At 71.7% G+C, this 13237-nt stretch carries 12 protein-coding genes; 10 read left to right on the top strand and 2 right to left on the bottom strand.

Annotated features, from left to right (window positions below; genetic code table 11):
* Positions 1–36: 36 nt before the first annotated feature.
* Positions 37–639 carry a vitamin K epoxide reductase family protein gene (locus EDF19_RS01310; RefSeq protein WP_260216830.1) on the bottom strand — a complete coding sequence of 201 codons (603 nt, stop codon included), beginning with the start codon at positions 637–639 and terminating at the stop codon, positions 37–39.
* Positions 640–898: 259 nt separating this feature from the next.
* Between EDF19_RS01310 and EDF19_RS01305 the strand changes: the two genes are divergently transcribed.
* Both EDF19_RS01305 and EDF19_RS01300 read left to right on the top strand, forming a co-directional pair.
* The gene (locus EDF19_RS01305) at positions 899–3868 is read left to right on the top strand and encodes an Rne/Rng family ribonuclease (protein WP_123679158.1); all 2970 of its coding nucleotides are present in this window, start codon (positions 899–901) and stop codon (positions 3866–3868) included.
* 2 nt (positions 3869–3870) lie between these two features.
* Entirely contained in the window at positions 3871–4710 is an 840-nt protein-coding gene (locus EDF19_RS01300; protein ID WP_123679157.1) for a hypothetical protein, read from the top strand.
* A 674-nt stretch (positions 4711–5384) separates the two neighbouring features.
* Here EDF19_RS01300 and EDF19_RS01295 read toward each other — a convergent pair.
* Complete coding sequence (locus EDF19_RS01295) at positions 5385–5657, bottom strand: DUF4031 domain-containing protein (protein WP_123679156.1); 273 nt, start codon at positions 5655–5657, stop codon at positions 5385–5387.
* Positions 5658–5835: 178 nt separating this feature from the next.
* On the opposite strand from EDF19_RS01295, the gene rplU reads away from it, so the two are divergent.
* The 8 genes from rplU to EDF19_RS01255 all read left to right on the top strand — a co-directional run bounded on the left by rplU (position 5836) and on the right by EDF19_RS01255 (position 13147).
* Positions 5836–6144: a 50S ribosomal protein L21 gene (gene rplU / locus EDF19_RS01290; protein ID WP_123313479.1), complete on the top strand. Its 309-nt coding sequence runs from the start codon at positions 5836–5838 to the stop codon at positions 6142–6144.
* A 12-nt stretch (positions 6145–6156) separates the two neighbouring features.
* Complete coding sequence (gene rpmA / locus EDF19_RS01285) at positions 6157–6408, top strand: 50S ribosomal protein L27 (protein ID WP_017885976.1); 252 nt, start codon at positions 6157–6159, stop codon at positions 6406–6408.
* A gap of 163 nt (positions 6409–6571) precedes the next feature.
* The gene (gene obgE / locus EDF19_RS01280; protein WP_123679155.1) at positions 6572–8137 is read left to right on the top strand and encodes a GTPase ObgE; all 1566 of its coding nucleotides are present in this window, start codon (positions 6572–6574) and stop codon (positions 8135–8137) included.
* A 7-nt stretch (positions 8138–8144) separates the two neighbouring features.
* Positions 8145–8963: a glutamate 5-kinase gene (gene proB / locus EDF19_RS01275; protein WP_395859312.1), complete on the top strand. Its 819-nt coding sequence runs from the start codon at positions 8145–8147 to the stop codon at positions 8961–8963.
* Between the two features lie 531 nt (positions 8964–9494).
* Positions 9495–10760, top strand: coding sequence for a glutamate-5-semialdehyde dehydrogenase (locus tag EDF19_RS01270; protein ID WP_123679154.1), 1266 nt, complete (start codon positions 9495–9497; stop codon positions 10758–10760).
* A 41-nt stretch (positions 10761–10801) separates the two neighbouring features.
* Positions 10802–11002 (top strand): hypothetical protein, encoded by a 201-nt coding sequence (locus tag EDF19_RS01265; RefSeq protein ID WP_123679153.1) that lies wholly within the window; start codon positions 10802–10804, stop codon positions 11000–11002.
* Positions 11003–11012: 10 nt separating this feature from the next.
* Positions 11013–11612 (top strand): nicotinate-nucleotide adenylyltransferase, encoded by a 600-nt coding sequence (gene nadD / locus EDF19_RS01260; RefSeq protein WP_123679152.1) that lies wholly within the window; start codon positions 11013–11015, stop codon positions 11610–11612.
* Positions 11609–13147, top strand: a complete 1539-nt coding sequence (locus EDF19_RS01255) for a hypothetical protein (protein WP_123679151.1) — start codon at positions 11609–11611, stop codon at positions 13145–13147. Before nadD ends, EDF19_RS01255 begins: the two co-directional genes overlap by 4 nt.
* Positions 13148–13237 lie beyond the last annotated feature (90 nt).

Genomic DNA, 13237 nt, shown 5'->3' with positions numbered 1-13237 from the left:
GTCATCGAAGCGTCTTGGGCAACGTCCAGCGACGGATCAGAAGACCGTCAGGATCGTCGGGAACTTGATGATGATCGTCACGATGATGAAGAGGTAGTTCGCCAGCGGGAACGCCCAGCAGAACGGGAGCAGGGCCTTGCCGACGCGCTGGGTCCCGGCGCCGAAGCGACCCTGTGCGGCGTTCCAGATCGTGAACACCCAGAACAGCGGGATCGTCATCGACCAGACGAGCATGCACCAGGGGCAGAGCGCGCCGATGAACCAGACGGTCTGCGTGAAGAGCCACGTCACGAACACCCAGGCGAGGAAGACGCCGGCGTTGAACGTGATCCAGAACCAGCGGGAGCCGTTCCGGAAGCCGGCGAGCATGATGACCCCGACGGCGATCGGTGCCACGAAGCCCATCACGCCGAGCAGCGGGTTCGGGAAGCCGAACAGGTGACCCTGCCAGCTGGCCATCACGTCCGAGCAGCTGATGAACGGGTTCACGTCGCACGAGAGCACGGTGTCGGGGTCCGCGTACTTCTTGAACTCGTCGAGCACGAGCGAGAAGGACCCGTACAGGCCGACGAGCCCGGTGACCAGCAGGAAGACGGCCATCGCGATCGGACGACGGGGGGCAGGCGCAGACGGTCTCACGCCGTCATCATCGCACGCGGGTTCCGGTCCTTTCCGTGTCCGGCATGCGATACTGGCCGGAGGTCGTGCGGGCAACCGCACACCGAAGAGAGCTTTCGTCCCGGGCCGGGTGTCCGGGCGGAACGGCCGCGGGCGCAACGCGAAGTTGACGCAGACCGGTCACGAAGACAGCGAGCGCGGGGCGTCGACGCCACCGCCACAACCAAAGAATTCCCGCCGCCCTCACGGGTGCGAGTGGGGCCGAGGAGTGCACCAGTCCATGGTGGAGCAGAACAACGACAACACGACCAACGACGAGAACGCGCCGAAGCGTCGGACCCGCCTCTTCGGCGGGCGCCGCGCCCGGTCGTCCGGCCAGGAACCGCGCGGGGGCGCCGTGCAGGCACCTCCCGTCGACGAGACCGTCGCGATCACGGACGGCACGACGGAGCCGACGGCGGCCCCGGCGGCCGACGTGGCAGCGGCTGCCGAGCCGACCGACACCGGGGCGGTCTCCGTCGCGGTCGAGGCCGTCTCCGCGCAGAGCGCCGAGCCGGACGACGTGAGCACGCTGACCGGTGACCTGCCGGTGGTGACGGCCGAGGCGACGGACACCGCCGCCGACGCGCCCGACGCGAGCAACGCCTCCCGGCCGGTCGATGCCGAGCCGACGACGGACGCGACCGAGCCGACCAGTACACCCGCGGAGCCGTACGTGCCGAAGGCGACGAGCACGCTCAGCCTGATCTTCCACGCGCCGGTCCTGCCGGAGCTGCCGCAGCGTGCCGCCCGGTACGACCGCGACGAGGACGACCGCTACGACCGCCAGGACGGCTACGACCGGGACGAGCGCGAGGACCGCGACGAGCAGGGTGGGTCCCGCCGCCGTTCGCGTCGCCGTGGGTCGAGCGCCGACCGCGAGGCCCGCGAGCCGCGCGAACCGCGTGAGCCCCGCGACCACCAGGAGCCGCGCCGCCGCGAGCCCGAGCTCATCACCGAGCCGCAGCGCATCAAGGGCTCGACCCGGCTCGAGGCCAAGAAGCAGCGCCGCCGCGACGGCCGTGACGCCGGACGCCGCCGCCAGGTCGTGAGCGAGGACGAGTTCCTCGCCCGCCGCGAGAGCGTCGACCGCCAGATGATCGTGCGGTCGAGCTCCTCGACCATCGAGATCGGCGTGCTCGAGGACGGCATCCTCGCCGAGCACTACATCACCAAGTCCGAGAACGTGTCCCTCATCGGCAACGTCTACCTCGGCAAGGTGCAGAACGTCCTGCCCTCGATGGAGGCTGCCTTCGTCGACATCGGCCGCGGCCGCAACGCCGTGCTCTACGCCGGCGAGGTCGACTGGAACTCCGTCGAGACCGGCAACCACGGCCGTCGCATCGAGGCTGCCCTGAAGCCCGGCGACAAGGTGCTCGTGCAGGTCACGAAGGACCCGGTCGGCCACAAGGGTGCCCGTCTCACGAGCCAGATCTCGCTGCCGGGCCGCTACCTGGTGTACGTGCCGAACGGCTCGATGAACGGCATCTCGCGCAAGCTGCCGGACACCGAGCGCGCGCGCCTCAAGAAGATCCTCAAGGAGGTCCTGCCGGAGCACGCGGGCGTCATCGTCCGCACCGCTGCGGAGGGCGCGACCGAGGAGCAGCTCACCCGCGACGTGCAGCGCCTCACCAGCCAGTGGGAGGCCATCCAGAAGAAGGTCGCCGGTGGCCACGCCCCGGTCATGCTGCACTCCGAGCCCGACCTGCTCATCAAGATCGTCCGTGACGTCTTCAACGAGGACTTCACGAAGCTCATCATCGACGGCGAGACCGCCGGCGCCACGATCGACGAGTACCTGTCGGCCGTCGCACCGGACCTCAAGGACCGCGTCGTGCGCTACGAGGGCCCGGACTCGTTCGAGGAGTACCGCCTCAACGAGCAGATCGACAAGGCGCTCGACCGCAAGGTCTGGCTGCCGTCCGGTGGCTCGCTCGTCATCGACCGCACCGAGGCCATGACGGTCGTCGACGTCAACACCGGCAAGTTCGTCGGGTCCGGCGGCAACCTCGAAGAGACGGTCACGAAGAACAACCTCGAGGCCGCCGAGGAGCTCGTCCGCCAGCTCCGCCTGCGCGACATCGGCGGCATCATCGTCGTCGACTTCATCGACATGGTCCTCGAGGACAACCGCGACCTCGTGCTCCGTCGCCTCATCGAGTGCCTGAGCCGTGACCGCACGAAGCACCAGGTCGCCGAGGTCACCTCGCTCGGCCTCGTGCAGATGACCCGCAAGAAGATCGGCGTGGGGCTCCGTGAGTCCCTCGACGAGGTCAACGCCAAGGTGAACGACAACAACGCCGACCCCGGGCCCTCGAAGGGGCGCCGCAAGGGTCGTGGCGGCAACGAGAACGGCCGCTCCGGCAACGGTGGCAACGGTGCCGGCAACGGCGGCAACGCTGGTGGCGGCAACGGCAACGGCGGCGGCGGGAACGGCAACGGCGGTTCCTCGAGTTCGTCGAACGGGGCGTCGAGCCAGGCGCACCAGATCACCGACGACGTGAAGAACGCGTTGTCGCGGATCGCCGCGTCGACGATCCCGCACGACGAGCACGACGCCGCTGGTTCGCCGGCGACGCCCGCGTCGGCTCCGGCCCCGGCCTCGGCTGGTTCGTCGACGAGCACGGACGGTGCAGGCGAGCAGCCGACCGGGTCGAAGCGCCGTCGTCGCGGCCGAGGTGGACGTGGTGGTGAGCAGCAGGCCGCTGAGACCACGTCGGCTCCGGCTGACTCCTCGACGTCGGGTTCGTCGTCCGTCGAGTCCGTCGGGTCCGTCGGGTCCGCCGCCGCCGAGCGCCCTGCTGTCGAGCCGGCCGCGGTCGACACCGCCGTCGTCGCGCCTGCCGTCGTCGCGCCTGCCGCCGACGCGCCGAAGCGTGCCGAGCCGAAGGCCGTCGTCGAGCCCGCCGCTGCCGAGCCGAAGGCCAAGGCCCCGGCCCGTCGTCGGGTCAGCTCGAGCGCCACGGTGACGCCGACCGAGAACTCGGTCGCGATCCTCGACATCCCGATCACGGCGGCACCCAAGCGCGAGCCGCGCACGGTCGCCCCGGACGCCGAGTCGCTCCTCGACTCGGTGCTCCAGGCACTGCCGGAGCCGAAGCAGCCGGGGCAGGGCCGTTCGCGGTCGCGCCGGGTCTCGGCGCCGAGCATCAGCGCTCCGGCGACGTCCGATGGCGACGACGCCGACGGCTCCGTGATCCTGGGGAGCTGACGGTGTCGAACCCCGGCGACCCGCAGCACGATCGTGGGTACTACGGTGCGGGCTGGAACCAGCCCGCACCGCCCCCGCCGTCCTCGCAGGGGCCGGCGCAGGTGCCGCCGTACGGTGGACAGCCGGCCGCCGGGGTCCCCTACGCTCCGCCGCGACCCCCACGGGTGCCGGCCGACCCGCGCCGGGCGTTCGCGCCGGGAGCCTCGGTCACGAACACCGCCGGGGCGCTCATCGCCGTGGTGTCGCTCGTGCTCGTCGAGTTCGTGTCCGGCCTGATCGGGCTGATCGGCACCTCGCTCGTGGTCAGCCCGTTCTCGCACTACGGCGCCGGGGCGAGCCTCGTCAGCAGCTTCGTCACCGGGGTGTTCCTCGCGCCGTTCCCGTTCTACGCCGGGGCGTTCCTGGCGCTGGCGTTCCTGACGCCCATCAACCGTCGCAGCCCGCTGCCGACCGTGCTGCTCCGTGCCGTGCTGGCCGGCGCTGCCGGCACGATCGCACTCGCCCTCGTCGGGGTGTTCACCGGGTCGTTCGGGGCGATCAGCTCCGGAGGCTCGCGTCTCGTCATCGACGTCGTCACGACGCCGCTCCGGAACGGGGTCCCGTTCACGGTGATGCTCCTGGCGACCGCGACGGCCGCGTGGCTCTGGCTCGGTCGTCCGCGTCGAGGAGGTGCTCCGGCGCCGACGTCCGGCCGACCCGGCACCGTGCGACCCGCCGATGCGGTCCCGCCGGCGACCGTGCGACCCGCGGAGGCCCCGCAGCCGCCGCAGCAGCACCCGTACGGGCAGTCCGGCGGCCAGCAGCCGCCCGCGGCCCCGTGGGGCGGCCCAGCGCCGCGCTGAGCGCCGCTGGACCGTGTGCCGCGCCGGCGCTGTGCCGTGCTGCGACCGCAGTGTGCGAGGTTCCGCGCACGGTGCGGCGCGTTTCGCCTCGCACACTGTGCGGACCCTCGCACGGTGCGCCCGCGCCCGTGAGCCGGCGTCGCACCGTGCGAGGTTCCGTGCGGTGCGGACGTGCGCCGTGCCTCCAGGCCTCGCGCGGTGCGCTGGCGCTGTGCCGCGAACGCAGTGTGCGAGGTTCCGTGCATGGTGCGACGCGTTTCGCCTCGCACACTGTGCGGAACCTCGCACGGTGCGCCCGCGCACGGTGGGCCGCGTCGCACCGTGCGAGGTGCCGTGCGCTGCGGACGTGCGCCGTGCCTCCAGGCCGAGCTCCGGGTGCTGGCGCTGCCGGACCGCGTGCCGGGCCGCCGGACCGTGTGCCGCGCCCCGCAGTGTGCGAGGTTGCGTGCACGGTGCGACGCGTTTCGCCTCGCACACTGTGCGGACCCTCGCACGGTGCGCCCGCGCCCGTGAGCCGGCGTCGCAGGGTGCGGCGCGTTTCGCCTCGCACACTGTGCGGACCCTCGCACGGTGCGGCCGCGCTCGTGAGCTCGCGTCGCACCGTGCGAGCTGCCGTGCGGTGCGGACGTGCGCCGTGCGGACCCTCGCACGGTGCGCCCGCGCCCGACCCCGCGTCAGAGCGCGCGCTTGTCCCGCTGCGCGACCCGCAGTCCGCTCGCGATCAGGCGCAGGACGAGCTCCCGGCCGGTCACCGCAGACGCCCCCGCGGCCACGAGTTCGTCGTACCGCGAGAGGGGCACGTCGTAGTGGTCATGGTCGAACGCACGACGCGGCACACCGGCACGTGCAGCGAACGCGTGGAGTTCCGCGTAGGATTCATCACTGACGAGGTGCGACCACAGAGTGTCGTGAGCGGGCCACGTCGGTGGGTCGATCAACACGGTCACCGTGCAATCGTACGTGTGTCGCCGTTTGACCGGACCCAGGGGGATCGAGTATTCTCGATCCCTGGTGTCAGCGGGCCGTTCTGCCTGCGTCGCCGATCGGGCCCGGCCTCCGGGAGCCGCTCGTGCAGAAGTGGGCACCCGAGACTTCCCTCAAGCAGAGTTACGTAAGGATTTCCACGTGGTTTACGCAGTAGTGCGCGCCGGCGGCCGTCAGGAAAAGGTCGAGGTCGGCACCATCCTGACCGTCGACCGTGTCAAGGCGGACGACAAGGGCAACATCGACCTCGCCCCCGTGCTCCTCGTGGACGGTGACAAGATCACGTCGGCGGCTTCCGAGCTCGCCAACGTGACGGTCACCGCCGAGGTGCTCGACGACCTGCGCGGTCCGAAGGTCATCATCCAGAAGTTCAAGAACAAGACCGGGTACAAGAAGCGCCAGGGTTTCCGCGCTGAGCTGACCCGCGTCAAGATCACCAAGATCGCGTAAGGGAGTCAACTCATGGCACACAAGAAGGGTGCGAGTTCGACTCGCAACGGTCGTGACTCGAACGCACAGCGCCTCGGCGTGAAGCGCTTCGGTGGCGAGGTCGTGAACGCCGGCGAGATCATCGTCCGCCAGCGTGGGACCCACTTCCACCCGGGCGCCAACGTCGGCCGCGGTGGCGACGACACGCTGTTCGCCCTCTCGTCCGGTTCGGTCGAGTTCGGCACCAAGGGTGGCCGCAAGGTCATCAACATCGTCAACGCGTAGTCGTTCGAACGACTGCAGCGGGAGGGGCGGGCCGAGTGCCCGCCCCTCCTTCGCTTTTCCCGCCGACGATCCCGTCGGCCCTGCCGACACCCGTCGGCCCTGCCGACACCCGTCGGCCCTGCCGACACCCCCGTCGGCACATCGAAACACCTGGAGTGGACCCATGGCGACCTTCGTCGACCGCGTGACCCTGCACCTCAGCGCGGGGCACGGCGGCAACGGCTGCGTGTCGGTCCGCCGTGAGAAGTTCAAGCCCCTCGCCGGGCCCGACGGCGGCAACGGCGGTGACGGCGGCGACATCGTGCTCGTGGCCGACCCGCAGGTCACCACGCTGCTCGGCTACCACCGCTCGCCGCACCGTTCCTCGAAGAACGGGCAGCCCGGCATGGGCGACCACCGCAGTGGCGTCAGCGGCGAGGTCCTCGAGCTCCCGCTCCCCATCGGCACCGTGGTGTACGACGAGTCCGGCGAGGTCATCGCCGACCTCACCGAGCCCGGCATGCGCGTCGTCGTGGCCCCTGGTGGCCAGGGCGGTCTCGGCAACGCGGCGCTCTCCACCACCAAGCGCAAGGCCCCGGGCTTCGCGCTCCTCGGCACCGAGGGCTGGGCTGGTGACATCAGCCTCGAGCTGAAGACCATCGCCGACGTCGCCCTCGTCGGGTTCCCGAGCGCCGGCAAGTCCTCGCTCATCGCGGCGATCTCCGCGGCCAAGCCGAAGATCGCCGACTACCCGTTCACGACGCTCACGCCGAACCTCGGCGTCGTCGAGTCCGGGGAGACCCGCTTCACCGTGGCCGACGTCCCCGGTCTGATCGAGGGCGCTTCGGAGGGCAAGGGCCTCGGGCTCGAGTTCCTGCGGCACGTCGAGCGCTGCGAGGCGCTCCTGCACGTCATCGACTGCGCCACGATGGATCCGGGTCGCGACCCGATCAGCGACCTCGACGTGATCCTCGGCGAACTCGAGCGCTACCCCGTGCCGGAGGGCCAGGTCCCGCTGCTCGAGCGCCCGCAGCTCATCGCGCTCAACAAGATCGACGTGCCGGACGCCGCCGAGCTCGCCGAGTTCGTGACCGCCGAGCTGGAGAGCCGCGGCTACCGCGTGTTCCCGATCTCGACCGCGTCGCACAAGGGGCTCCGCGAGCTGACGTTCGCGCTGGCCGACATCGTCGAGCAGGCCCGTGCGGCCCGTGCCGCCGAGCCGGTCCAGGAGCGCATCGTCATCCGCCCGAAGGCCGTCAACGACCAGGGCTTCACGGTCCGCGCCGAGGGCGGCGAGGAGCACCGCTTCTACCGCGTCCGCGGCGCGAAGCCGGAGCGTTGGATCCAGCAGACCGACTTCACCAACGAAGAGGCGATCGGCTTCCTCGCGGACCGGCTCGCGAAGCTCGGCGTCGAGGACGGCCTGTTCAAGGCCGGTGCGGTGGCCGGCTCGACCGTGGTCATCGGTGGCGACGGCGGCATGGTCTTCGACTGGGAGCCGACGCTCACCTCGACCGCGGAGCTCATCACGAGTGCCCGTGGCACCGACGCCCGCATCGGGGCGACCTCGCGTCCGACCCGCAACGAGCGCCGCGAGGAGTACTTCGAGCGGATGGACGCCAAGGCGGCCGCCCGCGCCGAGCTCGAGCAGGAGCGCGTCTCCGGGCTCTGGGCGGACGACGACGACGTGGTCGGCACGATGGACGCGGGCGCGGCGGACGGCGCCGGCACGACGGACGACAAGGACTGACCGCGGCATGACCGACACGACCGCTCGCACCGACCTGGGCCCCGTCACCAAGCGCGGGGACATCCCGCGTGCGCGGCGGATCGTGGTCAAGGTCGGGTCGTCGTCGGTCAGCGGTGACGCCGCCGGGCAGATCGGTCCGTTGGTCGACGCCCTGTCGGCCGCGTACGGTCGCGGCACCGAGGTCGTCCTGGTGTCCTCCGGGGCGATCGCCACCGGGTTCCCGTTCCTCGGGCTCGAGGGCCGACCGGACGACCTCGCGACCCAGCAGGCGGCGGCGGCCACCGGCCAGAACGTGCTGATGTTCCGGTACCAGAAGGAGCTCGACCGGCACGGGATCGTCGCCGCGCAGATCCTGCTGACCGCGGGGGACCTGCAGAACCCGACGCACCGGGTGAACGCGCAGCGAGCGATCGACCGGCTGCTCGCCCTGCGGGTGCTGCCGATCGTCAACGAGAACGACACGGTCGCCACGCACGAGATCCGCTTCGGCGACAACGACCGGCTGGCGGCGCTCGTCGCGCGGCTCCTCGGGGCCGATGCCCTCGTGCTGCTCTCCGACGTCGAGGCGTTGTACACCCGCCCGCCCGAGCAGCCCGGTGCCGAGCGCATCGACGAGGTCCCGTTCGGCGACGAGCTCGCCGGGGTCACCTTCGGGTCGATCGGCAAGGCAGGCGTGGGCACCGGGGGAGCGGGGACGAAGGTCGCCGCCGCACGGCTCGCCGCCGAAGCGGGCACCTCCGTGCTCGTCACCGCCACGGCGCTGGTGGACCGTGCCCTCGCGGGCGAGCACGTCGGTACCTGGTTCCACGCCGCGCCGCGTCGCTGACGCAGCCCGCACCGCCCCCGGAGCGGTCACGGCTCGCCGTCGGGACGGCGCCGACTGGTCGGGGACCGTCGGCGCAGACGTCGCGGAGCGACGGTCTGCGACCGCTCGCGTGGCGCGGGACGACGTGTCGTGACCGGTCGAACGGTCTGCGACCGCTCGCGTGGCGCGGGACGACGTGTCGTGACCGGTCGAACGGTCTGCGACCGCTCGCGTGGCGCGGGACGACGTGTCGTGACCGGTGGATCGGTCTGCGACCGCTCGCGTGGCGCGGGACGACGTGTCGTGACCGGTCGGCGGAGTGAACGCGACCGCCTGGAGGCCCGGCGCGGGTCCCAGGGACCGGTGCCGGGCCTCCAGGCGGTCACGGCTCACCGACGGGACGCCGTCGGACGGTCGGGATCAGTCGACGGGGTCGGCGCGGAGCGACGCGGCGCGACCACTCGGCGTTCGTGGTGCGACGTGTCCTGACCCGCCGGAGGGGTCCGTGGGCGGGTCCGTCACACGGGCGCACGGCGGACCTACAATCGGTCCATGTCGCTGACCGCCCCCGCCCCGACCCTGACGGACAAGCTCGTCGCCGCCCGTGCCGCATCGTCGGTGCTCGCGACCGCGACGACGGCGGTCAAGGACGCCGCGCTGACGGCCATCGCCGCCGCGGTGCGGGCCGCGACCGACGAGGTCATCGCCGCGAACCACGGGGACCTCGTCGCCGGTGAGGAGAGCGGGCTGTCCTCCGGACTCGTCGACCGTCTGCGTCTCGACCCTGCGCGGATCGACGCCCTGGCCGCCGCCGTCGAGCACGTCGTCGGTCTGCAGGACCCCGTCGGCGAGCACGTCCGCGGCTCGCTGCTGCCGAACGGGATCCAGCTGGCGCAGGTCCGGGTGCCCTTCGGCGTCGTCGGTGCCATCTACGAGGCCCGGCCGAACGTCACCGTCGACATCGCCTCGCTCGCGCTGAAGTCCGGCAACGCCGTCGTGCTCCGTGGCGGATCGGCGGCGGAGCGGACCAACGCCGTGCTGGTCGCGACCATCCAGGACGCCGTCGAGTCGGTCGGGCTGCCACACGAGCTCGTCCAGACCATCGACGAGTTCGGTCGTGCCGGTGCGACCGAGCTGATGCGGGCGCGAGGACTCGTCGACGTGCTCATCCCGCGGGGGAGCGCCTCACTGATCCAGACCGTCGTCACCGAGTCGCAGGTGCCCGTCATCGAGACCGGCGCCGGTGTGGTGCACGTGTTCCTCGACGCGTCCGCACCCGAGCAGCGTGCCGTCGACATCGTCCTGAACAGCAAGGTCCAGCGCCCGAGCGTGTGCAACGCCCTCGAGACGCTGCTCGTGCACGAGCAGGCGGCCGAACGCCTCCTGCCGGTGCTGGCGGACCGCCTCCGGGCCTCTGGTGTGACGCTCCGCGGTGACGACGCCACGCGGGCGATCGTGCCGGGCGTCCTCCGCGCCACCGACGACGACTGGGCGACCGAGTCGATGGACCTGGACCTGTCGATCCGGGTCGTGCCGGACGTCGACGCCGCGATGGCGCACATCGCGCGGTGGTCCACGCACCACACCGAGTCGATCGTGACGAACGACGTCGACACCGCCGAACGCTTCCTCGCGACCGTCGACTCGGCGGTCGTGATGGTCAATGCCTCGACGCGGTTCACCGACGGTGGCGAGTTCGGGTTCGGCGCCGAGGTGGGCATCTCGACGCAGAAGCTGCACGCTCGCGGACCGATGGGCCTGCCGGAACTCACCAGCACCAAGTGGATCGTGCGCGGGACCGGCCAGATCCGCGGCTAGACTGAACGCCGTCTTTCCCCGACCGAACGGAGCACCGAACGATGACCTTCCTCGCAGAAGCTGCTGAGCACGCGTCCGGGGCCCCGGCGTTCGTGTTCCCCCTCGTCGGTGCGCTGTTCTTCATCTTCCTGGGCTTCGTCACCTGGAGCTTCCGTGACGTGGCGTACCGCCACTCCCAGAAGTTCGAGGCCACCCGCCACAACGAGACGGGTGTCGACGAGTTCGGTCACACCAAGATCTGACCCGCACTCGATGCTCGAGAGCACCGGACGACCGCGCATCGGGGTGATGGGCGGCACGTTCGATCCCATCCACCACGGTCACCTCGTCGCGGCATCCGAGGTCGCGCGCGCGTTCGATCTGGACGAGGTGGTGTTCGTCCCCACCGGTCAGCCGTACATGAAGTCCGGCGTCACCGACGCCGAACACCGGTACCTGATGACCGTCATCGCGACCGCGTCGAACCCGATGTTCACGGTGAGCCGGGTCGACATCGACCGGCCGGGCCCGACGTACACGGTCGACACGCTCCGCGACCTGCACGAACAGCGCCCGGACGCGCAGCTCGTCTTCATCTCGGGCGCAGACGCCGTTCAGCAGATTGTCGACTGGAAAGACCATGATGGGCTCTGGGACCTCGCGCACTTCGTCGCCGTGACACGTCCGGGACACGCGCTCAGCATCACCGGACTGCCCGAACGCGACGTAAGCTTGCTCGAAGTCCCCGCACTGGCCATCTCCTCGACTGATTGCCGTGACCGGGTGAGACGCGGATCGCCCGTCTGGTACTTGGTCCCCGACGGTGTCGTCCAGTACATCTCCAAGCACCATCTGTATCGGAGCGTTGCATGAGTTCGTCCGACGCGCAGCCGCCCCTGTCGCGGCGCCAGGCGCGCGAGCGGGAGCGTGCCGCCGCGGCCGGTTCGCAGCCCGCCACGCCGCCGCCCACCGTCGCTGCCCCCGTCGAGTCCGCGGAGTCGCGCCGTCGTCCGGGGTCGCACGTCGCCCCCGCGCCGGCCGGTGCCGCGCAGTCGTCCGTCCCCGCCTCGGCGGCCCGGCCGTCCGTGCCGTCGGCTCCTGAGTCCGCGGCCGGTGTGCCGCCGTTCCCGCCTGCGTCGGCGACCGAGATCGTCCCCGGCAGCGGTGGCCTGACCCGTCGGCAGATCCGCGAGCTGCGTGCCGCCGAGCGCCAGACCGGGCTACCGGTGCCGCTGCAGAACCCGACGCCGCAGTCCTCGGACCGCACCGTGGAGGACGTGCTCGGCTCGGTCGACACGATCGACCCCGTCGTCCCCTCGCGCAGCGCCCCCGAGCCGACGAGCGCACCGGTCGCGCACGAGTCCGAGCGCGACGCCGTGCTCGACCAGGCCGCCGTCGCCCAGGCGACCGAGGCGGACGGCTCGCCCGACGCGCTCGAGCCCCTGGACGAGGCTGCGGCGCACGCCGAGGAGCCCCGCCGCCACCGCTCGACCTGGTCGCCGCCGTCCGAGAGCGACGCGGAGTTCGAGGACGACGCAGAGTCCGAGGACGCCGTCGCGGACCAGGCCGACGCCGCTACGGACCCGGCCTCCGCCGCGGACCCGACCGCCACCACGGACCAGGCCGACGCCGCGGACCCGACCGCGCCCGCAGCCGCTGGTCCGGCTGACTCCGGCGTCGCCGGCACCACCGCTTCCCGGGCCGCAGCCGAGCGACCCGGATCCGCGCCGGACGCCGCCGCGGCGCCGCAGCCGGCACCGGTCATCCCGGCCAGTGCCGCCTCGACGCCCGGGGTGTTCCCGCTCTCGCTCGACGCCGAGGACGACGACACCAACGAGGTCCCGATCCCCGAGCCCGCGACGGACGCCCCGAAGGTCCCAGCAGCCTTCCAGCGGCCCTCCGAGCCGAAGCCCCTGACGACGGCCTTCGAGCCGCCGGTGGGGCACTGGTCCCAGCAGGCCCACGACTCGAACGACTCCGAGGTCCACGACGCCGAGACCGGCACGCGCCGTGTCGCCGTGACGAACACGAACGCGATCATCCTGCCGAACTCGGCCCTCGCCGACCCGACCGGTGCGCTCAACGCGACCGGTGAGGTCATCCTCACCGGCTCGATCGACCTGCCGGCGTCGTTGTCGTCGACCGGGTCGCACCGGCCGATCGACGGCGCCGAGGTCGACCGCCTGCTCGAGCAGCACGACGAGCAGCCGGACACCGACGCCAGCCCGGTGCGTGCCAGCCGTGCGGTGTCGAGCCACACCTCGACCCGTCAGGTCGTGCTCGCCGCCGCCAAGCCGAAGGAATCGCGCACGCCGCTCATCCTCGGCGTCACGGTCGGCGCGGTCGGTGTCGCGGCAGCAGCCGTGATCATCGTCGCGCTCGTGACCACCCACACGTTCGGCGGCTGACGCCGTCGTCCCGAACGACCGATCCCGACGCCCCGTCGGCCGCGGCCTGGCCGTGCGTCGGCGGGGTGGCTTATGATCGTGACCCATCAA

The organism is Curtobacterium sp. PhB115 (genome assembly GCF_003752025.1).
Lineage (GTDB): Bacteria > Actinomycetota > Actinomycetes > Actinomycetales > Microbacteriaceae > Curtobacterium.
The sequence above is the reverse complement of the archived record's forward strand: the minus strand, read 5'-3'. Positions and strand labels throughout refer to the sequence as shown.